We start from the raw sequence: 22,974 nt of genomic DNA on the forward strand, positions 1-22,974 counted from the left end.
CCGCAGACGCCGATGGCTGCAGCAGCGTCATGTCAACCGCGGGGGAGCGGTAGCGGATCGAGTATGGGCTTGTAGAATTTGATGTAGACCATGTCTTCTGCATTGGCGATGTGGCACCCCGCGCATTCGTCGACGGATTTGAGCGCTGCCGTGGCCAGATAGGGCGGAGCGGAATGATTGAAGTTGAAATAGCCCCAGCCATTTGAATCGGCGAACCGTTTGCTGTCCTTGACTGAAACGTCGAGGCCATTGGGCGGACCGGGAAAATATCCTCGCCCGGATGGTGCCGTCGTTGATCCGTCAGGAAATTCGCCTTTCGGATCACTGACGAGCTGTAGTTCCTTGATCATCATGGTGCCTTCAGGCCATTTGCCGGTCGCCCGATAGGCCTTGAAGGCTGCTGGCTGCGTGTAGACATTGTGGAACTCGGGAAAAGACGCTTTCCCGCCGTTAAGACCGTGCGGTGTCAGCGGCGCCCCGAGGAAGACCAACTCGCGAAAGTCTTTTGGTTGGACCAGCTGTCCTTTGGCATCCCAAACGGGCGGGATATCGATCTCGGGATAATTGGGGTCGCGAGCGACGGCCGCTTGCGTTCGCGGTTCCGCACTGTCGGATTTCTCGCCTTCCCCTGATGCGCCGCCGCAAGCCGAAAGTGTCGATAGCAGGAAAGCCGCACTCGCGACGCTCAAAAACGATTGATTATAGACTGGAGTCACGGCACCCGTCCTCTTCTTGAAATCAATATATGGTATCTGATCATCCAGCATCGTGGGAGAGATGTCCAATAGCCGGTCGGTATAGTTTCAATAGTTTGAAGGCCTATAATTTTTATATAACCCATTGAACTAAGTGATTTTATTGGTTGGTTCAATGTTTTCGACAATTTATGTGCCGTTCAGCTAATGAGTATGCTGGTCGTTGCTCGACCGACGACGTTGAGCGCGAGCTGCTCAACCTACGGGGTATATGCAACGCAAAATCTTCGCCCGGATGAAATCGCCAGATCGAGAATCGCTTGTGCGAGCCGCAGTCGCCCATGGCCAGCCGGCGCACGGCGAACGTCCGCTTCTCTTCGGTTCAGACTGAAAGCGGCCTGACCGAAAACGGCCAGAGTCGGCGGTATCGCACGCCTGAATGTGAGTTCGGGGGGTGTCGCCTATTCCGTAGGATTTTGTCGCCACCAAGCGTGGATTAATCGCTTTCCTACAATATTTCGCGCTGTCATGCCGAGCCTATGCAAGTACGCGGAACCAAATGGCGCGACCGGGCGCTCGCTATCGAATTCTGGATTGCGACCGCGTTGATGGGTGGCTCATTCCTCGTCGGGGCATGGCAGGCGCTCAAATATTTGTTCTAGCGGTGCAGGTGGTGCAGTGGGGCTACGCGCCGGCCGCCAGCGGCGAAGAAGCAATATTCTCGGGAGCCACACCGTCGACATCGACCAGGTCTTCACCGACCACGATGCCGGTAATGCGAACACGCTTTTCGATATGGTCGACCGGAACGCGGTGGAGGTCGAGGCGCCACCGACCGCCAAGGTCACGGCGAAGCGAGAATCCGCCCGCGTCGCGGAGCAAGGTTCCCGTCTCTTCGATTCTCGTGCCGATCATCATCATGTCGTTGGCCTACCCAAAGTCGCAACACCGCGCCAGAAACTTTGGATGAAGGCCTTTCAACCCAGCCTAAATGCTCAGCGCCGCCGAAATGGCTCGCAAGCCACCCCGTCACCGTCGCCATCCATTTCTGGCCGATATCCCGGCTGACCGCGGTATAACGGCGCAGCACCCGCTGCCCATGCCGCATTGCAATTGCGGTAATAGACGCCGGACGGCGCCGGTGATGCAATAGGCTGACGCACGGCGGATGCCTGCGGCTTGGGCCGATGTGCCCTGGGATTGGCGGCCCGATAGTCCGCTGGCTTTTGGAAGTCGGAACTCCAGATGCCTAGTTTGAGGGCCTTGGCGCGCGCCTCGGCGCCGAGATAGCGATCGCTAAACTGAGGCAACGCAACTGCAAGGCCCGCTTCGACCATGGCTTGGCCTAGATCTATCTGCCGCGCGGTGCAGCTGGCGACGATCCGGTCATAGTCATCAACATCGCGCTGCTCACAGCGCAATTCGGCACCATTCACCAATTGCCCCAATTTCGCCATCGCTTCTTTCCCACATGCCCAGCTTTGACCCTGCCGCGAACATGTCTGATAAAGCTCGGGGGCATCGACGCCATGTAAGCGGACGGCAATCCCTGCCATGTCGAGGGAGTCGCCGTCCTTTGCACGGCCCGTTCCACTAATGTCCTGCGCGGACGCGGAAAGCGGGGTCAGCGCGAGTGCGATTACAAAAAGCCATTTCATGGGAAGGATTCTAGCGCGGTTAACTTACCAATTTCTTGAACATCCTCGATCGATCGAGCCGAATGTCCGCTATGCGAATATTCGTCCCAAAGACCGGCTGACAGAACCGGCAATAGCCGAATCGACCAAAGCGCCGACCGCGCCGAACTCCTTTGCTGCGGACGTGGCGCCGGTGACGACCACGACGGTATGGGTAGGGCATTAGAACCAGTGCTAAGAGCGCCCGCTCCGCTACCGCCCGGACCGACGGTTCTGCATTCCCTTTATAATGTCTCCAAGAACCAAGCGATCTTGGTGATCGAGAGATTTCAGATCACGGTACATGACGAGCAAATGCTCGTCATCGCTATCTTCGTCCGGCTTCTCCCCGACAAGGCTTGCGATAGATACCTCAAAATGATCGGCGAGCTTTCGGACAAGTTCGATCGACGGATTCTTGGCGGTGCCTTTCTCAAGCTCCCAGATATGCGCCTTCGACGCACCGATGGCGTCAGCCACTGTTTGAAGCGATTGCCGCTTTGCCGTGCGAAGGTTCTGCAGCCTCATCGCCAACGACATGTCCATGACCTCCCTCGACACAACCTAACATGAGAGCAACGCCATAGGAATCAAAGAGCGTTCGGTCAAACGAACGACTTCGTCCGACCGATTGACTCTAGTCGTTGTCTGATATAGCGAACGATAACGTAACTACGAATCTTACTGATGGCATCGCATGAACCACCGTCGGGATACCATTCCCCACCCTCGCATCTGGGCAGTCCACTCGGCAGCGAAACCTGGGGTCTCGGACCGATCATCGCTTGGCCGACATGCGAAAATGATACGCACTCGGAGACCGCCCCGGGGGCAGCACCATGACGCGTAGCCGGAAGCGATCAGCATCCGTGCCGCAGATTAAGCTGGAGAGAAGAAATGGCTAAAACCACCAAGTCCAAGGCGCTAGTGCCCGCTGGGCAGCGCAAGACGTCCGTGATGCGAAAGGCAGCCACGGTTGCCGTTGCGCCGGCCACGGACGGCACACTGCTGCCGATCCTCGGCTCCGACCTCGCTCTGGCGAAGCTGATCGGCGACGGAGGCGATGTCATGCGAGAGGGCGGCGTCGTTCTCGTAACCGGTCGCGCTTATGCGACCCGCGCGTGCGTCGTTCCCGCGGAAGAAATATTCTATGATCAGGCAGCGCGGCCCGATGGCAAGGGGCCGTGGCTCGGAGAGGCGGACAAGATCAGCTGGCGCGACGAGGCGAGTGGCTATGACTGCATCATCTTGCGTGACACGGAAGATGGTTTTCTGTCCGGATATGTCGGCATTCCCCACGACCACCCACTCTGGGGCTGGGATAATGGCGCAGTTCCGTCGGACATCGGGATCGAGGTGCATGGCGGTTTGACCTATTCAAGACTGTGCGAGGAAGGGCCGAGTCCGGCGCGTCGTTTAGCCGTCGAGGCGCGCCGTATCTGCCACGTGACATTACGCCCGGCGGTCTACCATCCGGTAACGCACGCTACCGATCACCGGGTCGAAGACCCGCACGCATGGTGGTTCGGCTTCAGTTGCGATCATGCGTACGATCTCATTCCCAGGCATGCGCAGGGTTCCTCCAGGCCCAAGTCATCGGAACTCGCACGGACCTATCGCGACGATGCCTATGTTGTCCGGGAAACGGTTGCGCTCGCTGCCCAGCTGCGCGCGATCGCGGAGGGGGACGCAGCGCCCCAGCGCGACGACCAGCCGCCGCCGATCGGCCTCGATCCCAGTCGCGGAGGTGGCCGTGGCCGACTTTGATCGCCACGCCAGCGAGCTCCCATGGGGATGGTGGTTTCGAGCCAATCCGCGCGGCTACGAGGATGCAGCGGGACGCCATTGGTCGAGCGTCAGGGACGCCTTCTGGGAAGGAGAACTTGGCTTCCCGCCGGTCCACTTCGCACCCGAACAGCATGAACTGATGCTGAGGGTAATGACCGCGATCAATGCGAGCTGGTTTGGCACGGAGAGCAACCACGATGTTTTCGGCGGGGACATGATGTTCTGGCGATTCTATCAGTGCTGGCTCGCCAGCATCGGTATGGTCGAGACATCGGAGGGGAGGAACGTCTTCGATGGGGGATTGAGCTCATTGGGGAAGTCGGTCCTCATGATGCTGCAGGCCACGCGCGAGCCGGAATTCGAGCGCCTGCCGATGTCGGCGGTTGTGGCGGCGGTCAGTGCGAGCAAGGGGCTCGACGCCGAGGCACGAGAGCGGGCGCTGATCACCTTTGAGCAGCAGGTTGGGTTTCGTCGCCATCTGTTCGCGCGCGAAGATTTGGGAAGTCGATACCTGGTGACGTTGACCGGACTTAAGGTTGGCGCGCGGATGCCGACGCGCAATATCGCGTGGTCGCAGTCCTTCGCCGATGCAAAATCGCGTGATGACCTCTTCGCTTGGCTCGCCGAGCGGGTGCATCGTTGGGATGATTGGGGTGAAATCGCCTACCGAAGGAGCGCGGCTGCGCTTACAAGCCATCTGTTGTCGGCGATCATCGGTGCGGGCGGTCTGTCTCGCTGAACCCTATCCGGTAGCGCAATTAGTGCTGTCTTGGCGTTATCACGACAAGCAGGCGCCGCTATCACTTTGCGCGCCCGCTAGCTTAGGCAGCCTCGGCCCAATTCCAAAAGAGGCAAGTATGTGAAAGGACCCAACCCGCGCCGAACGAGGGGTGTTATAGCTCAAGACGCGCGCATATTGCTGATAGTTCATTTTGAACCAACGGGTGGTCAACTGCGGTCTCGAACATGCCGGCGACCGATGGTGCGTCCGGTCGGGCGTTAAGCCGAATATCCCCTGCAGACGACCGCGCGTACAGTTTCCGAATCTTATTGGGGCCGACCCGGAGCCACTCGACAAGTTTCTGGGCAACGACCGGATCTGTTCGAGGTGCTTCCCGACGTGGCGGCCACAGCTTTTCATTGTCTTGACCATTGCGGGTCGGCGGAGTGTCCATCTGCAGCGGCTCGGCAACGGCAGCCATCGGCTGGACGTCATTTTCAGGTTCCGGGTTGCTATGGTGCGCCTTGCTCTGCTCGGCGGTGAGCCAGCGGTTTACCTGCTCGATCTTGTTCGGATCGCGCAAATAACTACAGATGAGGTGCGTAGTGTCCGACGTCGCGTCGCCTCGGCGGATGATGGTCTCCAACTGCCTGATTGCATCCTCGCGATTACTGATCGCTTGACGAAGCGCTTCCTGCTCATCGGCAGAGAAAGCATCCATTTCGAACCCGATGACGCTTGTTGAGCGCTCCGCCTTCGGCCGCGCTTGGGGACGTGAAGCAGTAGGTAAAGATCGGATCATCTCATCATAGAAGAGTCGTGCGATCGCAAGCCGGAGCTCCGCCCAACGCAGGGCGTTCGCCCGATCGTCGGAATATTTGGCGATATATTCGTCGTGCGCTCGTATGAAGTAGCCTTCAGCCCTGCGCAATTCACTGATCGTCGCCTCAGGCTTCAGGCCAGGGTTGCGCAAGGTCTTGCGGAGGTCGGCGAAAGCCGGTCCATTCAGATCCTGGCCCGCGAACATGGTTTCGATCGTGACGGGTTTGCCACTCGCTTGGGCGGCTTGGATGATGGCGACTTCAAGCTCGCGCGTCAATTTTTCTATCTGAGCAGAATGCGCAGTCAGACCTTCAGCGATTACGCGCGCTATGGCCTCTGCAAGCAAGTTTTTCATGATTATCTCCTTGCTTGGTTGGTAGGTTGGAGCCCCGATGGGCAACGAGCCATTCTGTCGCTGATAAGGCACGGTTCGTCGCCAAAACCTGACATTCAAGCTCGTTGTTCCACTGCAAATTGGTGCATGGATATTACAACGAGCATTTAAATATCCAAATACCGGATATTGGAACGATTTCGCCGCCACCGAGATCGGTATCGTTGCAAGTCAGATAGTATCTGAAGCCGATATTCTCTCATGCTGAGAGATATCCGGTTCGAGTTCAAAATCTCTTATCTAAATAGCTTTCGGAATATCGGTAATGTATCTATAATATCTGAATAAGATATCGAGAATATATCGGGAGTAACTGAATATTTTTTGCGAAATAGGTTAGCTGCCCATTCTTCGATTGTGGAAGCTAACATCAACATGATATCCTTCGGATTAGGAAGGTCGGTTTCGCTCGGGACTTCCCGAGCGGGCGCCTGCCGCGGGCTGGTAGGACGGGCACAGCCCGCCTTTGGAAGCGTGGACTGGAGATCATGGATCCGATCGGAACTTTTCGCAGGCGCGCAGCAAAGCGGATCATCCGCGACTTGCCGCTCGACCTGGCGGAGACCGAACTCGATGATCCGTTGGGGCTCCTGCGCGGCAAGGTTCGGGCAAGTCTCGATTCCGCGCAGCGCTGGGAGCGCGGGAAAGCAGCTCCCGCCCGGCGCGCCTGGTTCGGCATTCCGAGCGTGCCGGACATATCCCGGCTAACGAGCGCGGCGGGGGAGCGCAGCTTCCACCTGGCGCGCAACGTAACCCGCGAGCGAGCGGCGGCCGCGTTCGATGATTATGCGACCGGTAAGATCGGCGATGCGAATGCGGAGCCGGAAATAGCGGCAGAGGAGCGGCCCGCTGCGACGTTCGACCGCTACACGCAGGATCATGGCCATGACCATCGCCAGATCCTTGTCACCACGCTCGATCCGGATCCGGTCAAGCGAGCCAGGCAGTGGGACGCGGTCGAAGCGCACGAGTTTGGGCGGCGCCAGAACAAATCCGCCGGGCCGCCGCGTCTCAACATCAAATATGAAATCGCGCCTGCTTTTCTGGCGGGCGCTGCGCTTCGCGCCGATTGTCCCGAAGGTCTGCGTCACATTCTCAACGCCGAGCAGAGGCGGGTGGATGGCGGCAAGGCGCTCGGCAAAAAGCGCCAGTCGGTTGGTGTGCCGTGGATCGATCCGGAGGCGCCTGCCGCGCTGAAGTGGCTCGCGGCGCTGCCCGGCTGGCCGGATGCGGATCCGCCGGTGAAGCTCAGCGAAGGTCGCGGCAGCTATGCGGTCATCGCGGGCGAGGCGGAGCTGCCCGCCGATCTTGACGGCGCGGCGCACGAACGCATTCTCGTTGGCGCGAACGCTTGGGTGCAATCGCTCGCCAAATCCGAAAGCGGCGATGCTGACGCAAATCGGGTCGTGCCCGCCCTGTTCGTGCGGCATGAACCCGACGCGCTCAATAATCTGACGAACTGGCACCTGCATTTCCAGGTCGGCAAGCGCGCGGTAACCATCGATGACGACGGTGCACTGGCGTTCGACGTTCACGTCGTGCCGCGAATAGCGACCAGCTTCATGAAACCCTTCCGGTGCGAGATCGCCCGTCTCGTCAATGTCGAACTCGATGCGTTTGACGCTGATTACCGCCTCTCGCCAGAAACCTATGCGAAGATGGGGCTGGATGCGCAAACCATGCGTAAGGTCGGCGGCAAGGCCACCGTACTCGAACGCGCCGGGGACGCGCCGGATGTGTCGCTCGACAATGCAGCGATTGGCTGGGCGCGCGTGCTCGCGCGGCAGTTAGCAAAGCGCGATGCAGATTTGGCGGACGCCGATACGGCTTTCGAATTACGCGAAGCGCGCGTGCGCGAAGTCCGCACTTCGGACGACCGCGACCGGCTGGAGCGGTTATCGCTCGACCTTCGCGATCGCGAGCATGCCGCGATCCGGCTGCGCGCCGAGGCCGCCGAGATCGAAACGCTGTGCGCTATGGCGCGCAGCCATCCGCGTATCGTTGCGAGATTTGCCCCGGGCTATGCCGACAAGGCGCGTAAGGACGGACACGATACCTATCTGTCGCACGCCTGGACCCGGCGGGGTAACGAGGCCGAAGCCTATCTCGATGAACTCGAACTGGAGTTGGTCGTTGAACAGGCCGCGATAGCCGAGCGCCGCGAGCAGGCGAAGTTTCTCGAACGCGCCGCCGCCGATCTTCGCGAACGGCTCGATCGAGACCTGGGACTTGCGATCCAGAACCCTGAGCCGACCCGCGTTGTCGACGCAATGCTGTCCAACGAGGTCAGCTCCGCAACGATGCTGGATCCCAATGCGGTGATGAAGCGCATCGCCGAGACGCCGCTCCTGCTCAGCGAAGTCGATGGACGCCTGGTCGTGCTTCCTGTCGACGATCCTCAGGATTTGATCCACGGCGTCGATTTGAATGCCGCACCCTATCGAAAGCGGCTCCCGGCGATCCGCGATACCCAGCAGAAGGAACTCGCCCAAGTCGGCGCGTTGCTGACCAAGCGCGGGCCGGCAGGTTTGGATGATGATAATCTCGTCGACAAAAGCGCGTGGCTGCAAGCGGCGGTGAGGCGCTGGCGCGATACTCCCGAGATTGGGCGGCGGATCAAATTGCGCGATCTGCGCATTCAGGCGACCCGCGAAATCGCGTCAGGCCGCCTTCGGGATGCCGACCAAGAATTTGCGCTGTCGCCGCCACGCGCGCTCGATCAGCCCTTGCCGACGATGGCATCGCTCGGCGCACGCGGGTTCGCCATGGTGGGGTTGGGTGAGATCACACCCGGCCGCGAACCAAAGCCAGTGCCAGCCAAGCTTTCGTCCCGTGCAGAACTGCCGCGACAATATGATATTCCCGCCGACGAATATGTTCCTGTCGCAGCGCAGCAGACCAAGACCCTACGCGATGTTCGCCCTGACGATTATCTATCTATCCATAACAACGGGCGGGAACAGTTTGACAATCTATACGAGCGGCTCGCCGCCTCGCCAGTCAATGGGCCATTTCCCGACAGACCGACCAACGACCAGCTCCAAGCGCTAAAATCGGTCATCGAGACCTATCCTGTCCGCATCGCGCACTGGCGCGGCGCGTTTCGGATCGACCTGCACGACGACCCCCGCGGGTGGTTCGACACCCCTTACATCCGGAGCGAGGCGGGACAGAACCTGCTTTCTGCGATTGTCGATAGGCGGGCGCAAATGTTCAGGAACCTGCCCGATATCGATCCGGCGCGCCGGCCAACGGCTTGGGACGTGGAGCAGAAGCGACGGGCATCTTGGCTTGATCGACCTGCCACGCACCTCGCGCCGGTCCCTGCCGAATTGATGGACACATATCAGGAAACCGACCCTGCCGCCCTGTGGCGCCTTGCGCCTGTCCCTTTCCTGTTCGCGCGGCGTGCGGATGCCAAGGCACCGGACACAGTGGAGTCGCTGCGCAACACCCTCGGACCCCGCGCCGATTGGCTGACACGGCCTGACATACGCGCCCGCACCAGAGCCGCCTGGTTGGTTCAGCAGGAAACGCGGAGCGATATCCTGCATGATCTTATGGTCGATTCCGGCTTGCTGCCCGCAGCGCCGCCGCGGGCAAACGAAGCGGACCGCTTTCGGCACATGGGCGATCCGCTGCTCGACGAAGAGTGGCTGCTGGTCAAGCGCGGTTCGGTGCGGTTCGATCCGCCGAAGGAGGCGGATCGGTTGAAGCGCGCGCTGGCATCGGCGCGGTCCGGTGGGGATATGGCGGCCGCCGGGGTGATCATGTCGCTCGAGATCAAGCGGCGAACAGCGAAGCAAAAGACGAAGCGGTCGAAGTCGTCGAAGCGCCTTCATTCGCCCGCTCGCGGGCTGCCCGGCCGAGAACCCGGCGGCCGCGGACGCTGATCGGCAGGCCCTCAGGGAGGGTCTGCTTCTCTTAAAATGACGATCACGCCTGCGGCGCAGCCTCAGACCGACCTCGCATGTCCGCCGGATGGAAAAGCGGGACGCGCCTTCGCGCCCGCTGAACAATGGAGACGCTGACGCGGGAAGCGAGGAACAGGGTGAAAGGAAAAGAGGCAGGAGTTCTGTCTCGGATCCCTGATCCTCCGAAAGGAGAATATCGTGAACGAGTATCAACTTCCCAAATGCTTGCAGGTGATCGGTCTGGCATGCATTCCTGTCAACGACATACCAGACGAGCATCCGGCGCTGGCACGCAGGCCGGTTGCGGCGGCGGTCCTGACGATGGTCGATCAAGAAGATGGTCATCGCTGGGTCAGCACGATCTGTGTCTCCGACGCGCGCAAGTCGGAAATCCCATTGCCGCACTTGCTCGACAAGACGCTGTTGCCGGCCGCAGTCCAGATCGTGTCCACGGCCGATCGCATGACGTTGGCGATGGACGCGATGAGCCGGCGCTTCTTCGTCGAGCCGGCTCTTGCAGAACTCTGCTTTGGCAAGACAGCTATCGATCCCGTCGCAATGGGTGACCATGGGTTCGATGAGCGAACTGCGTGCCGTCGTTTCTCCATCCCGATGCCCGAGATCGGCGATGTGGACATCGAGCTTGCCTGGTCGCGCTCCGCGCCGACGGCAGCAGAAGACCATGCGCTTCGCGTCGCGACCGCGCGGCTAATGCTGTGGGCGCATGTCGAGGCGTTCCGCAGCGCGCGACCGGAACCCTTTTTCGAAACGATGCTGGCGCTGCGCAACTGGATCGATGCCAGCGAGTATCTGACAGCCGCGCTCGCCGATATCGGGAACTCTCGCCCCATCCGCCGTGCAGACTCGTTCGCGCATCATTATCGCGACTATCGCCAACGCCTTGCAGCGGGCGACGAAAGCGCGAGATGGGTTAGCTTCGAAGACGGGCTGTTCCACACATGAGCGAGCGTACTCGTAAGCCCACCATGGAACGACAAAATGGCCTCGCTGCTCGGGTCGCGCGAGCAGCGAGGCCTGCGAGCGTGCATATGCACAACGCTTCGCATGCGACGAGCCGCTGTCATGCCCGTCAGGGCGCGGACTAGCGACCAGCTTTAAATATCCGGTGAATCGACGTCCAGCAGCCGTTGCGGCGCCGTCTCTCCGTCCCTCCATCAAACCCAAATCAGCAAGCGGACCGCTGCGATGCGGTCCCTTTGTCCTTTGTAGAAAGACGTACCAAATGACGACCATCCACAACATCCGCCCGTTCAACACCCGCTATGTGATCCGGGAACGCTCAAGCCGTTATACCCCCGAACTCTTGCGCACGCACCGAACCGCGCAGGCGAGCTACGCTTACATCAACCGCCAGAATAGCGTCGACGAATGGGGGCCGACGCCGAACTGGGCGTCGCGCTCCGACCTCGCGGCGGCGGGCCGATGTGCTCCTGCCCGCGCCGCTGGACCCAAGCTGGGGGGAATTGCGCTGTGGGCACAAGCGGACGAGAATGCGGCCCGGTATCGGCCCGACGAGCCGACCATCGCGCATTGCGTTGGCAGTCTGCCGCGCCATGAGGACCTCGCCTTCTGGCGCAATCTGATCGAAGGCTTTGCCGAGGACTATCTCGTGGCCCGCGGCATGGTCGTCGACTGGGCGATCCATCACCAAGCGGAAACCGACGATCAGCCCGAAATCGCACCGCACGTGCATTTCCTCATTACCTTGCGAGGATATGACCCGGAGCACCGCGATTACGGCAAGGTTCGCCAGAACTGGCTGCGGACGGACAACTCTCGCAAGCGCCTCGCCGAGCGTTGGTGGGACCGTACTGGAATCGTCCCGCCCGAATATGTCATGGCAGCGACAGCGCAAAAATCCCGCTGAGATCGGGTCGGCACCGAGCACCGGTAACGCCCGGTGCCGAACACCCTGAATATCGCATTGCCTGTTCTGGCTTCAGAAGGATCGGATAGCGAAGTCTTCAAACCAGAACAGGAGAGAAATTGAGCGGAGAGGGTGATCTGAAGGTCGGAGGAGAAAATAGAATGTTTATCGTTGAACTAACTGCTGTAGTCATTGCCGCGTATGTCACGGCCCTCGTTATGCGCGAAATGCCGCGCCTGTTTGCATTGCTCGTCGTCCAGATCGCTGACCGGCTGTCGGGAGCTAGGCGCACTCACATCGTGGAAGCACTTAACGGTCGCCAAGTCCCAGTGACTTGGGCGGCAACGTCGGAAGATCGCAATTTGTTGCACGCCGCCATGCGCTCCACGATGCGTGTGACGACGTTTCGCTCGCTCTATCCTCTGAACCGCTGGAATCGGCTGTTAGGCCCATTTTGACTGTGACAATTTCCCAGAATGATTTGCATGAGCTTCGCCTCGCCCGCCAAACACGGCATTCTTTAAATTCGAACCGTGCGACGTCGCGGAGCCAGTGTATCCAAGGAAGCGGAGATCTCAGATGATGGCTTTTCGGGCGAATGCTTACCTCCCGGTCAATTGGCGATAGAGTGACACGATTTCCGACTTTGATAAGCTCGGATTGCCCGCCACGTTGAGCGCGACCTTGGCGAAGTTGAGCCGTTTCATTATTGGCTCCACATTACCTCGAATGAAATAGTGGGAAGACGGACTCCGCGTGAGGTCTCGGTGCACGCGACCTGCTCGCGCACCGACGCGCTGTATCGCGAAGTCGGCTCGTTCTGGCGTCGTCCAACTCCAATCCCGATGGTGGAACGCGACATGTTGCAACTCTCGCAGGTCATCGCGACGCTCCCAGATTTGGAATACAGCCGGTACATCGTACGGCTTGGACCTGAATAGGAACGCGTCACGCTGCACAGTCTCCTCGTGGATTAGATGGAAGTTACGATCAAGGCGATTTTCTATGGAGGCCTTCCGAATTGATCTCGGCAGTATGAGTGCGATGACACTCGCCTGGCACGCAGCATGGTTGAAGAAGCGCACTGCTATACTGGCATTCCGGCCGAACGGCGGATTGCCGATCACAGCCACCTCTCGTTCGCTGCGGATTTCAACGCATAGGAAATCAGCTGTGCGGATACCCGGATATTTTGGATCAACATCAAACGCGAGGCTCTCATGGGGCATCAGTCTGAAAAACGATCCGGTGCCAGCGCTCGGCTCGACTAGCTGATATTGGTTCGGATCAAAATACTCCTGGAACACGCCATATAGTTTTCGTGCGACTTGTTGACACGTATAATACTGATCGAGCAGTACATCCTGCGGCTTTGGCCAAATTTTCATTTTTCACTCCTTGGAGACAATATTCCATCTCGTCGGACGTGATTATTTCGCCGACCCTGAGTTATAGGATCGTCGCAATGTCATCCCAAGCTACTCAGAAGTTTTTTTCATTTATTCGAATTTCAATAGATCTGGGCGCAAGGTAACGGGTGCCCGCCCGCACCGCGGGTGGCCTCCAGTCATATTTTCTGGAAGCATTATCGCAGCGCTGCTACCTGAATTGACGCGCTTAGTCGGTGGACAGGCAAGATTGCAGCACTGATTTAGGTGTATTTGCCGCGCGGTCAGCCCTTTTCTCGCGGACTAACTTGGTAGACGCGGTACGAGGGGTTTTTCTGATTGCTGACGAGATAGGACGGCGCCTACGAGGCGCGGTTGCTATGGAGAACCTTTTTCATTGGGGCGAGAGCGGGCGGCATGCGATGTGCAAATTAACGCCGTGACATCGCTTAACAACGCGCTGCGCAAGAGCCCAGGGGCCCGTACTCGTACGCAGCACCGAAGCTCTATTGCAGTTGGTCTGTGATGCCACTAACTGTAGCCAGTGAGTGTAGCCAGTCGCAACTGGTGCCACGCGAGAATGGCCGAAATCAGGGCTTTTTGAGGTGCAGCTTTTCCTTAGGTGAGGTTCCTGCCGCCCCAGCCAGCCGGTTCAAGTCGATGGTGGAGGCCAGAGTGGCCTCGCAGTCCGCTCTAGCGCGGCATATTCCGCAAGGCCGCGACGAGCCGGGCCATGTCGTTTGCGTTGTTGAAGAGCGCCGGCGTGACCCGGACGCATGCGCCGCGGGCCGGGCCGGAGCGGTGGACCGTGAAGATGCGGTGGTCGTCCAGCAGGCGCTTTGCGATGACGATATTGTCGGCCTCGCTGGTCTTGCCCGAAAGCCGAAACGAGGTGATGCCGCCGTGCAGGCGCGGGTCGGCCGGGGTCAATATTTCGATTCCCGGCACGCCGCGGAGCGGCTCGGCCCACAGATCGCGCAGGTGGCGCAAGCGGCCGGCGCGCGGCGCGTCGCCGATCGCGTCCTGAAAATCGAGCGCGGCCGGCACGCTGAGCTGCGCCGCAAAATCGACCGTGCCGGTGTGGACGCGGCTTTGGGCCTTTGGGCTGAACGGCGGTGCATTCGCCATGTCGGGATCGATCCGGTCGAGCTTGTCCCGGCGGATATAGAGCGCGCCGACGCCCAGCGGTGCGCCGATCCATTTGTGCAGGTTGAGCCCGACGAAATCGGCGTCGAGATCGGGCAGGGCGAAGTCGAGTTGCCCCCAGCTATGCGCCGCATCGACGATCGCATCGACCCCGCGCGCCCGCGCCATGGCGATGATCTCACGCACCGGAATGACGAGGCCGGTGCGATGGCTGAGGTGGGTGAGCAGGATCAGGCGCACGCGCGGATGGGCGTCGAGCGCCGCCGCATAGCAATCGATCAGCCCCTGGTGCGTCGCCGGTTCGGGGAGCGCGATCCGCACGATATCGACCCCGCGCCGCATCTTCAGCGAATCGCAGCACGCCTGCATGCTGTCATAGTCGAGATCGGCGTAGAGGACGGCATCGCCGGGGCGCAGCTCGTTATAGCCGCCGATCAGCGCCTTGAGCGCCTCGGTCGCGTTGCGCGTGAAGGCGATCTCGTCGGGCGCGACGCCGAGCTTGGCCGCGACACGCTTTTGCACCGCGATCAGGTCCGGCGCCATGCCGCGCCGCGCATAATAGCTTGTTTCGCGGTTCACCCGCTCGATCGCGGCTTCATAAGCCCGCAGAACCGGCTTCGCCATCATCCCCCAATTGCCGTTTTCGAGCTGGGTGATGCCGGGAACCACATCATAGTGCCCGGCGACGCCCGCCCAATAGGCTTCGTCGTCGGGCGGCGCGGACGCTGCCCCGCTGCGCACCGGTGGCGGCAGGGCGTCGGCCCGCCCCGCCACCGGCAATGCCGCCGCGGCCATCAGCATCTGTCTGCGGTTAAGGTCCATCGTCCGCGCCTTTCGCCCTAGAATGTGATGCCCAGGCGGACATAATATTGGCCGCCGTCGGTGTCATAGGGGGCGTTGCGCGAATAGATGAGGCCGCGCACCGCCTGGTTCGTCGCTTCGTCGGGATAGGTGTTGAAGATATTCTCGGCGCCGGCGCGCAGCGTGACATGCTCGTTTAGCGCCAGGCTTGCCGACAGGTCGAACAGCATGATCGAACCGAAGCGCTGGAAGACATCGCCCGTCGCGTTGCCACTGACATCGGTCCACGCGCCATAGTAGCGCGCCCGCGCCTGTATCCCGAACGGGCCGACGCTGTAGCCGAGCGAGGCGGTGGCGTTGTGCTTGGGCAGCCGGTCCTCGAACAATATGCGCTGCGTCTCGTTGCCGATGGCCGCGGTCGTGCCGCTCGTCACCTTCGTCTGATTATAATTATACGCAAGGTTCACATCGGCGCGTCCGGGGCCGATGTCGCGCGCATAGCCGAGCACGAGATCGATGCCGCGCGTCCGGGTGTCGAAGTCGTTGGTGAAATAGGTCACCGCGGTAAAGCGCTGGGGATTGGGCAAGTCGGCCGGAACGGCAAAGGTTGCCGACTGGCCGAAGCGGTCGCGCAGTTCGATCTGATAGACGTCGATGCTCGCGGTCAGGCCGAAGGACGACTGGAATGTCAGCCCCGCCGTCAGGTTCCGTGACTTTTCGGGCTTGAGCGGCTGCGCGCCGAGGGCAATTGCGATCGGGTCATTGGGTGACAGCCGGCCGCGGTTGAAGATCTGCAGCGTCGTGGTGTCGAGGCCCTGCGTCGTGTTCACCGCGTTGAGCTGGCCGGGAGTCGGGGCGCGGAAGCCCGTCGAATAGGTCGCGCGCAACGCAATGCCGCGAACCGGCTCCAGCCGCGCCGACAGCTTGTAGTTGAAGGTGTCGCCGAACTCCGAGAAATCCTCGTAGCGGCCGGCGGCGCCCAGCGTCAGCGCCTCGATCGGGCGCAATTCGACGTCGAGGTAGCCGGCATAGCTGGTCTGCGACCATTCGCCGGCGTTGAGCGGGCTGAAGCCGGGAAAGCCGTTGCTGTTCGGGGCAAGACCCGATGCCGCACCCGGCCCGATCGCATAGGAAGCGGGGTCGCCGGGATAAATGGCATAGGTTTCCTTGCGCCGTTCGGCACCGAAGGCGATGTTCGCTGGTTCGACCATCCCGAGCGGCAAGCGATAGACGAAGTCGGCATTGAGGTTGAATTCGCTCTGCCGCAGGCGGCCGAGGTAGAAGCTGGTCGGGCTGTCGGGGCCAAGCGAAGCGTTGAGCGATTCCTGCATCGTGTAATCGATACGGCTGCGCCCGGTCGACGCGCTGAGGTCATAGGTGAAGGTATCGCCCGCCGCGCCGCGGATTCCCCCGACCGCCTGATAGTCGTCATACTGGCTGCCGAAGCGCGGCGTGAAGCCTGCCGGATACAGGTCGGTGAAGCTGAAGTCGGGAAAGGCCGGGCTGGGGTTGTAGACATTTCCGGTGTTCGCGGGATTGCGCCAGTTGAAATCGGTGACACCCTCGCCGTCAGCGATCGTCCCGAAAGCGTAGAGGGTGATCGCGTCCGCAATCGCATAGTCGGCGTTGATCGCGCCGCGCACCGATCGCAGATCGGGCTGGCCCCAGCGCTGAACCGGATTCGGGATGACGAGTTCGGGATGCGCCGCCTGAAAAGCCTCTGCATCGGGGCGCTGGCGCGTGCGCGATGTCGCGTCCGATTTTGTGAATTCGCCGCTAAAGACGATGGAACCGCGGTCGCCGAGCGCTACCCCGCCTTGGGCACCGGTCTGATAGCTTGCGCCGTCGCCTTCATAATATTGCGAATATTGCCCGAAAGCGTCCATTCCGGGCTGATCGTCGAGAATGATGTTGATGACGCCGGCGATCGCATCCGAGCCATATTGCGCCGATGCTCCGTCTCGCAGCACCTCGACCCGCTTGATCGCAAGATTGGGAATGGTCGCAAGATCGGCGGCCTGCGCACCGCGCGTCCCGAGCAGCGCCGAGCGGTGATAGCGTTTGCCGTTCACCAGCACGAGGGTCTGGTCGGGGGACAGACCGCGCAGCGTCGCCGGGCGCACGAACGCGAGCCCGTCGGCCGCGGGCAACCGCTGAACATTGAAGGAGGGGAGCAACTGCGCGAGCGAGTCCGACAGGTCGTCGGACACGCTGCCGTCGATCGCCTGCGACGAGAGGACGTCGATCGGCGCCAGCGTGTCGAACTGGGTGCGCCGCGTGTCGCGCGTTCCGGTCACGATGATGGCATCACCGTCCTTTGCCGCCTCGACGTCGGTGGAAACGGCTTCTTCGGCGAAGGCTATCGAAGGCGCAGCAAATTGCAGCGCGACAAGCGCGCAGGCGGTGAGGCTTTTCATGGATGCTCCTTGGGAACGCGAGGGAGAGAGGTTTGTGATCCGGTTCGCGGGCCAAGTAGGAATTCAATATGACAGGTGCATGTCGCTTCGGCCCGTCGTCGAATAAAGATTGCAGGTGCAGCGGTTCGCGTCGTCCTTTCGGCGCTTGAGCGCCGGACGATGGTTATGTCCGCTGGCACAGGCGACTTTTGCATTGCCCTTCGTTACGGTTCGCCCGATAGGCTGAAGGCGGTCGGCGCGACGAAGCGGTGCGCCTGACGGGGCAGGGATGGACGCAGGCGATGGCCTGTTACGGGCCCAAGGACGGCAAACCAAGGCGCGGAAACAATGAGTCGGGCGGATAGGGGAATGGATAGCGGTATTGGCAGCCTGTCGGCTGGCGAGATCGACTGTCTGAAAGCCGTTGGCGAAGGTCTGGCGTCCAAGGAAATCGCCCGCGTGCTTGGTCTTTCGCCGCACACCGTCGACGCCCGGCTGAAATCGGCCTGCGCCAAGCTCGATACCAAATCCCGCTTCGTCGCGGCTAAGATCTGGGCCGAGAGTGCTGGCGCCGCGGACGGTGCGGTGCCGGCCGCAGCCAGCACCAATTTGGTATATGAAAAGTTCGACCTTCTCGATTCCGAACGTCTCGCCGACAAGGGGGCGTCGGCGGGAGATGGTGTCGGTCCCGACGATCTCGAGCAACGGGACAGGCAGGTGGGGGGCGCCGGGAGCGCTTCCGACGATGCGGCCGCGTGGCTGGAACCATCGCATCCGATCGCCACATTTTTCGGGGGAGAGAACAGGCTTTCGATCTGGTGGCGACTGGTCATTATCCTGGCGATCGCGATCGGGGCCAGCATCGCGTTCGGGGTCTTGCTGAATGGCTATGCCGGCGTTTCGAAACTCCTGTCGACCCCCTGAAGGCGCGTTGTCGCGGCAGCGCGCGCGGGGAGAAAATCATGCTGAAAGAACGACTGGCCGTGGCCAACAAGCTCGCGAACGAGGTGCATGCGGCCGAAGCCGCCATCGACAATGCGATTGCGAAGCTGGGCGTGCTCGTGACATCCTTGCCCGATGCGCAGGCGGGGGCCCGCCTGTCGGCGGTGGTCGGCGACCGTGCCTTCGCGCATCTTCAGTCGGCGGTTGCCGGCCTGTTCGAGGGTCGGTCGCAGGTCGTCGCGCTCCACAATGAACTGGCCTCGCTGAAAGACCGGGTCGGGCTGCGCAATATGGTCGTCGGATCGGGCGATCTGGGCAAGGTGGTTCCGGCGAGAGCGACGCTTGCCGAGAGCGACGCGGACACGCCGCGCCGGCCGGCCACGCGGGCCGCCTGAAGCATGTCCCGGGTCATGGGTGCCGATAAGCGGAGGCGGGCCGATTGATCTGGGGCTATATCTATCTTTTCGTTCTTCTGTCCGTTCTGGTGTATGTCCAGTGGGCGGGCGAGCGCGAAACGCGCTTTGCGATCTGGACGGTGTTCGTCGCTTCGGTGCTGACGCCGGCGGCTTTGATCATTTCGGGCACGCGCTTCGAGACGTTCAGCCTGCTCCTGACGCTGCTCGATTTCGTCATGCTCGCGGTCTATCTCGGTCATGCGCTGGTCAGTCGCCGCTATTGGACGCTGTGCCTGCCGGCGTTCCAGCTCATCACCTGTATGACGCATCTGACGAAGCTGGTCCTGCCCGACCTCTGGCCGCGGCTCTACTCGGCTGGGCAAGGCTTCTGGGCCTATCCGCAGATGCTGGTGATCGTGCTGGCAACCGCATGGTTTCAGGCCGACCGAAGGCGGCGACGCAAACAGAATGACGACCCCGCGCGCCGCAACGCGCGCTAGATTGGGCGTATATGTTCGATGATTTCGATCCGCCGCTGGCGTCGGGCGTAGCCGCCAAGGCGGGCGCGGTTCTGGCCGCGATTGCAGACGATCGCCGCGGTATCGACGATATCGCCCTGACGACGGGACTGGCGGCATCGACCGTGCTGCGCGTCGCCGCGCTGCTTCAGAACCGGGGGAGGGTGGTCGTGACCGAAGCTGAGGGTGCGCTATGGCTCTCCGGCGGCGTTTCGGATCGCCGCCGCCGCTGACGTCCGATCCGGACCAGTTCGACATTTCCGGCATGCACGCCGTCTGCTAACGCCGCTCCCGCTCGCCGCCGCCAAGGGTCCGTTGCGCCGCGAGTTCGAGGACAAGCGCGGTCTATGACGAAGGTTCCAGACGAGACGAAGCGGCTGCGCGGCGTACGCGATGTGCTGGTGGGGCAATTGGCCCTGCTCGACGCCATCGGCGAAGCGCAGGCGGCCATCGAACTCAACTCGGCGATCGAGATATTGAACGGCCGGATCGGCGAGACCCCTTCGGCCGAGGAGATGGCGCGGCTTCAGCGGCGCTATTTCTCCGACTGACCCGCGGGCAGAAGCCCGATCAGAAGCCCGGCAGTCCGGCGAAATAGAGATCGAGCCGCACCAGCGCGTCGGCGCCCAGACCGACATAGACGCGGCGCCCGTCCGCGGGATCGCGGGCGCGCACCAGCCATCCCTTTTCGGTCATCACCTTGATCCAGCGCAGCGCGGTCGTGGGCGGGACGGCGGCTGCGATGCACAGGCTGGTCACCGCGACATTCTTTCCTTCATGATGCGACGCATAGAGGTCGAGCAGAATGTCCCACACGGGATCGGCGAAGACCTCGTCGCCGAACAATTGTTCGCGGCGGCGGCGATGCCGGATGAGGTTGCGCACCGCATGCGCCCGCGCTTCCGGACAGAAGGACCGCGTGCCGGGCAGCAAGTCCGCCGGTATGGCCGCATCCGGATATGCGCCCCAATGCTGATCCGTCATCACCGCCAAGGCGCGCGTCATGTCCCGTTCCCCATTCGCAAAAGCTGATGCGATAGTGGTGGGGGACGCCGCATTGTAAAGTTGCGGATTTGGTATGCCAATTAAGGGTGGTGAGCGGAGGCCCTTTATCCCCCGTCCGCCACGCTTGGCGGCCGCGACGGGGGAACAGGTTGTGTGTGCACAAAAAGAACAATAGGGGAACAAATATAATCGGTCAACCCCCCGCGCGGCGTTTTTCCGTCAGCCACGGGCGGAAGGGCTTGCCATCGCCCGCGGTTGACGTAAGCGTCAACTTAACTGACGGTGCGGCCCTGCCGCCGCCCGCGCATCGCCCGTCCGGCGGCCAGGACAAGGGAGAGACATATGGCTAGCGAACCGAAATTCGACCTCAGCGGGCGCGTCGCACTGGTGACCGGCGCGTCGTCGGGGCTGGGCGCGGGCTTTGCAAAGGCGCTCGCCGCAGCAGGCGCGAAGGTGGTGCTCGCGGCACGCCGCGCCGACAAGCTTGCCGAGCAGGTCGAGGCGATCCGCGCAGCGGGAGGCGAAGCGGTCGCGGTCAGCATGGACGTTACCGACGAAGCCTCGACCAAGGCCGCCTATGACGCCGCCGAGGCCGCGTTCGGCACTGTCGATACGATCGTCGCCAACGCCGGCGTCGCGACCGAGAAGGTGGCGCTTGGCCTGTCGGTCGAGGATGTCGATTTCCTCCTCGCCGCCAATGTCCGCGGGGTCTTCCTGACCGCGACCGAAGGCGCGCGCCGGCTCGAGGCGGCGGGCAGCCGCGACAAGGAAAATGGCCGCATCGTCATCATCGGGTCGATAACGGCGGAAAAGATCTTTCCGGCGACCTCGGTCTATGGCGCCACCAAGGCTGCCGTTCGCCACATGGGCAAGGCACTTGCCCGCGAATGGGCGCGGCGCGGGATCAGCGTCAATGTCATCCAGCCGGGCTATTTCGAATCCGAAATGACCGCCGAACTGTTCGCGAGCGACGCGGGTGCCAAGTTCGTCGCGAGCTTCCCGCGCCAGCGGCTGCGTCCGCCGAGCGACCTGCACACGCCGCTGCTGATGCTGTGCTCCGACGCGGCGCGCGGTATCACCGGTTCGGTGATCACCATCGACGACGGCCAGACGCTGTGAGCGGCGAACTGCTGATCGAGGCGCGCGGCCAGATCGAGATCGCGACGCTTAACCGGCCCGCGCGGCTCAACGCGCTGAGCGAGGGGCTCGTCGATGAACTGAACGACTATTTCGGCGGGCTGGCCGCGCGGCCCGCGGTGCGCGTCGTCATCCTGCGCGGGGCGGGGCGCGGCTTTTGCGCCGGGCTCGACATTCAGGAGGACCGGTCGAGCGACGAGACGCCGGTGCTGCGCACGCTGCGCACCCAGACGAGCATCGGCAATATCTATCGCAAGATGCGCGCCTGTCCGCAGCCGATCATCGCGCTGGGCCACGGCGCCGCGGCGGGCGGCGGACTGTCGCTGATGCTCGCCGCCGATGTGCGCTATGCGGCGCCCGGCTTTCGGTGCAACGCCGCCTATATCCGCATCGGGCTGGGCGGCTGTGACATGGCGTCGAGCTATTTCCTGCCGCGCCTCGTCGGCGCCAGCTTGGCGGCGGAGATGATCCTGACCGGCCGCTTCATCGACGCCGAGCGCGCGCTGTCGGCAGGACTGGTGAGCGAGATCGTCGCCGAGGACGAACTTCTGGACCGCGGCCTGGCGCTCGCCGAAGAAATGCTCGCGACCAGCCCCTGGGGACTGCGCCTGTCGAAACAGGCGCTCAATCTCAACATCGACGCCCAGAGCCTCGACGCCGCCATGGCAATTGAGGATCGTCAGCAGGTCATCCTGTCGGCAACCGAGGACCATAAGGAAGCGCTCGGGGCCTTCCTCGGCAAACGGCCTCCGGCGTATCGCGAGCGGTGAGGGGGTGTCGGGGTAGACGGGGGATTGGCAGCTAACGACCGATTGCGGACGATCGGACGATGGTGCAATTTGACCCGATGACACTGGGCCGAATTTTTCCCCTTCTCTTGATTGTCTCGTTTTCGGGATGCAGCGATGCGGACGGAGAAGCTGTCTCGAAGGTGATCGTCCACAAACAGATTAGGTCACCTTCAACTGTCTCCGGTTACGGCAATCCGCGGCAAATTGCCGCTCCTTTCCGATTTGCGTTTGAGGAAAGTTCGGTCGAGCTTTGCTCATCATCCACGACCCCCGAAACGCCATCATGTCTTCACAATAGCCAACAATGCTGGCTGGAGTTCGATTACAACGCCAACAAAGACATGGGCGCGATAACCAAGCAGCACTTTATCGCCGAAGAAGGGACATACTGGATTGAGGGCGTTGGCAGGGTGGCCACGTCGAACAACGGCTTCGGTCATTTAAATGCATATGAATGCCAAGTGGAAATGACAAAAGTGAGCCGGTTTTTTAAGATATCAAGCTAGGCTGAGAGACTCTCCGCCCGATGGTTTGACGTCCGCTTTCCACCCTATTCT

Annotated in this window: 24 protein-coding genes; 15 read left to right on the forward strand and 9 right to left on the reverse strand. The window is 61.6% G+C overall.

The features are described 5' to 3' along the window. Positions 1-32 precede the first annotated feature (32 nt). Positions 33-767, reverse strand: coding sequence for a cytochrome P460 family protein (locus EBMC1_RS10950; protein ID WP_081611190.1), 735 nt, complete (start codon positions 765-767; stop codon positions 33-35). A 467-nt stretch (positions 768-1,234) separates the two neighbouring features. Between EBMC1_RS10950 and EBMC1_RS18940 the strand changes: the two genes are divergently transcribed. Continuing rightward, on the forward strand, positions 1,235-1,357 hold the full coding sequence (locus EBMC1_RS18940; protein WP_268801421.1) for a hypothetical protein: 123 nt from the start codon (positions 1,235-1,237) through the stop codon (positions 1,355-1,357). Between the two features lie 22 nt (positions 1,358-1,379). Here EBMC1_RS18940 and EBMC1_RS10955 read toward each other — a convergent pair whose 3' ends face one another. The 3 genes from EBMC1_RS10955 to EBMC1_RS10965 form a co-directional block, all read right to left on the reverse strand. Then, positions 1,380-1,616, reverse strand: a complete 237-nt coding sequence (locus tag EBMC1_RS10955) for a DUF5818 domain-containing protein (RefSeq protein ID WP_049754565.1) — start codon at positions 1,614-1,616, stop codon at positions 1,380-1,382. A gap of 74 nt (positions 1,617-1,690) precedes the next feature. After that, positions 1,691-2,353 carry a thermonuclease family protein gene (locus EBMC1_RS10960; protein WP_003045064.1) on the reverse strand — a complete coding sequence of 221 codons (663 nt, stop codon included), beginning with the start codon at positions 2,351-2,353 and terminating at the stop codon, positions 1,691-1,693. 231 nt (positions 2,354-2,584) lie between these two features. Next, complete coding sequence (locus EBMC1_RS10965; RefSeq protein WP_003045066.1) at positions 2,585-2,917, reverse strand: helix-turn-helix domain-containing protein; 333 nt, start codon at positions 2,915-2,917, stop codon at positions 2,585-2,587. Positions 2,918-3,268: 351 nt separating this feature from the next. Here EBMC1_RS10965 and EBMC1_RS10970 point away from each other — a divergent pair, with 351 nt between their 5' ends. Continuing rightward, positions 3,269-4,138 (forward strand): hypothetical protein, encoded by an 870-nt coding sequence (locus EBMC1_RS10970; protein ID WP_040590188.1) that lies wholly within the window; start codon positions 3,269-3,271, stop codon positions 4,136-4,138. Further along, a complete protein-coding gene (locus tag EBMC1_RS10975) occupies positions 4,125-4,898 on the forward strand; it encodes a hypothetical protein (protein ID WP_040590200.1) in 774 nt (257 codons plus the stop codon). Before EBMC1_RS10970 ends, EBMC1_RS10975 begins: the two co-directional genes overlap by 14 nt. A gap of 154 nt (positions 4,899-5,052) precedes the next feature. Here the strand turns inward: EBMC1_RS10975 and EBMC1_RS10980 are convergent, their stop codons facing one another. Then, a complete protein-coding gene (locus EBMC1_RS10980; protein WP_003045075.1) occupies positions 5,053-6,057 on the reverse strand; it encodes a hypothetical protein in 1,005 nt (334 codons plus the stop codon). A gap of 581 nt (positions 6,058-6,638) precedes the next feature. Between EBMC1_RS10980 and EBMC1_RS10985 the strand changes: the two genes are divergently transcribed. The 4 genes from EBMC1_RS10985 (at position 6,639) to EBMC1_RS11000 (ending at position 12,356) form a co-directional block, all read left to right on the forward strand. Beyond that, entirely contained in the window at positions 6,639-9,989 is a 3,351-nt protein-coding gene (locus EBMC1_RS10985) for a hypothetical protein (protein ID WP_231292905.1), read from the forward strand. A gap of 219 nt (positions 9,990-10,208) precedes the next feature. Beyond that, on the forward strand, positions 10,209-10,973 hold the full coding sequence (locus tag EBMC1_RS10990) for a hypothetical protein (RefSeq protein ID WP_003045082.1): 765 nt from the start codon (positions 10,209-10,211) through the stop codon (positions 10,971-10,973). Between the two features lie 280 nt (positions 10,974-11,253). Then, positions 11,254-11,898, forward strand: coding sequence for a MobA/MobL family protein (locus EBMC1_RS10995; RefSeq protein WP_003045084.1), 645 nt, complete (start codon positions 11,254-11,256; stop codon positions 11,896-11,898). Positions 11,899-12,059: 161 nt separating this feature from the next. After that, positions 12,060-12,356 (forward strand): hypothetical protein, encoded by a 297-nt coding sequence (locus EBMC1_RS11000; RefSeq protein WP_003045088.1) that lies wholly within the window; start codon positions 12,060-12,062, stop codon positions 12,354-12,356. Between the two features lie 144 nt (positions 12,357-12,500). Here the strand turns inward: EBMC1_RS11000 and EBMC1_RS11005 are convergent, their stop codons facing one another. From EBMC1_RS11005 to EBMC1_RS11015, 3 genes are all read right to left on the reverse strand, one after another. After that, positions 12,501-13,286: a hypothetical protein gene (locus EBMC1_RS11005; RefSeq protein ID WP_003045092.1), complete on the reverse strand. Its 786-nt coding sequence runs from the start codon at positions 13,284-13,286 to the stop codon at positions 12,501-12,503. Positions 13,287-13,979: 693 nt separating this feature from the next. Then, the gene (locus EBMC1_RS11010) at positions 13,980-15,254 is read right to left on the reverse strand and encodes an aminotransferase class V-fold PLP-dependent enzyme (protein WP_003045094.1); all 1,275 of its coding nucleotides are present in this window, start codon (positions 15,252-15,254) and stop codon (positions 13,980-13,982) included. 17 nt (positions 15,255-15,271) lie between these two features. Then, the gene (locus tag EBMC1_RS11015) at positions 15,272-17,650 is read right to left on the reverse strand and encodes a TonB-dependent receptor plug domain-containing protein (RefSeq protein ID WP_003045097.1); all 2,379 of its coding nucleotides are present in this window, start codon (positions 17,648-17,650) and stop codon (positions 15,272-15,274) included. A 348-nt stretch (positions 17,651-17,998) separates the two neighbouring features. Between EBMC1_RS11015 and EBMC1_RS17855 the strand changes: the two genes are divergently transcribed. From EBMC1_RS17855 to EBMC1_RS11040, 5 genes are all read left to right on the forward strand, one after another. After that, entirely contained in the window at positions 17,999-18,553 is a 555-nt protein-coding gene (locus tag EBMC1_RS17855) for a helix-turn-helix domain-containing protein (protein WP_003045101.1), read from the forward strand. 38 nt (positions 18,554-18,591) lie between these two features. Further along, positions 18,592-18,966, forward strand: a complete 375-nt coding sequence (locus EBMC1_RS11025; RefSeq protein ID WP_040590190.1) for a hypothetical protein — start codon at positions 18,592-18,594, stop codon at positions 18,964-18,966. Positions 18,967-19,010: 44 nt separating this feature from the next. Beyond that, positions 19,011-19,466: a hypothetical protein gene (locus EBMC1_RS17860; RefSeq protein ID WP_003045107.1), complete on the forward strand. Its 456-nt coding sequence runs from the start codon at positions 19,011-19,013 to the stop codon at positions 19,464-19,466. Positions 19,467-19,477: 11 nt separating this feature from the next. After that, a complete protein-coding gene (locus EBMC1_RS11035) occupies positions 19,478-19,717 on the forward strand; it encodes a helix-turn-helix domain-containing protein (RefSeq protein WP_003045109.1) in 240 nt (79 codons plus the stop codon). A gap of 114 nt (positions 19,718-19,831) precedes the next feature. Next, a complete protein-coding gene (locus EBMC1_RS11040; protein ID WP_003045111.1) occupies positions 19,832-20,035 on the forward strand; it encodes a hypothetical protein in 204 nt (67 codons plus the stop codon). Between the two features lie 19 nt (positions 20,036-20,054). Here EBMC1_RS11040 and EBMC1_RS11045 read toward each other — a convergent pair whose 3' ends face one another. After that, on the reverse strand, positions 20,055-20,489 hold the full coding sequence (locus tag EBMC1_RS11045; protein ID WP_003045115.1) for a winged helix DNA-binding protein: 435 nt from the start codon (positions 20,487-20,489) through the stop codon (positions 20,055-20,057). Positions 20,490-20,831: 342 nt separating this feature from the next. On the opposite strand from EBMC1_RS11045, the gene EBMC1_RS11050 reads away from it, so the two are divergent. The 3 genes from EBMC1_RS11050 to EBMC1_RS18400 are packed head-to-tail and all read left to right on the forward strand — an operon-like array spanning position 20,832 to position 22,923. Then, positions 20,832-21,608 (forward strand): SDR family oxidoreductase, encoded by a 777-nt coding sequence (locus EBMC1_RS11050; protein WP_003045119.1) that lies wholly within the window; start codon positions 20,832-20,834, stop codon positions 21,606-21,608. After that, positions 21,605-22,396: an enoyl-CoA hydratase/isomerase family protein gene (locus EBMC1_RS11055; protein WP_003045121.1), complete on the forward strand. Its 792-nt coding sequence runs from the start codon at positions 21,605-21,607 to the stop codon at positions 22,394-22,396. The genes EBMC1_RS11050 and EBMC1_RS11055 overlap by 4 nt, the downstream gene beginning before the upstream one ends. 59 nt (positions 22,397-22,455) lie before the next feature. After that, a complete protein-coding gene (locus EBMC1_RS18400; RefSeq protein WP_156001164.1) occupies positions 22,456-22,923 on the forward strand; it encodes a hypothetical protein in 468 nt (155 codons plus the stop codon). Positions 22,924-22,974 lie beyond the last annotated feature (51 nt).

This window comes from Sphingopyxis sp. MC1 (genome assembly GCF_000371385.1).
Classification (GTDB): Bacteria; Pseudomonadota; Alphaproteobacteria; order Sphingomonadales; family Sphingomonadaceae; genus Sphingopyxis; species Sphingopyxis terrae.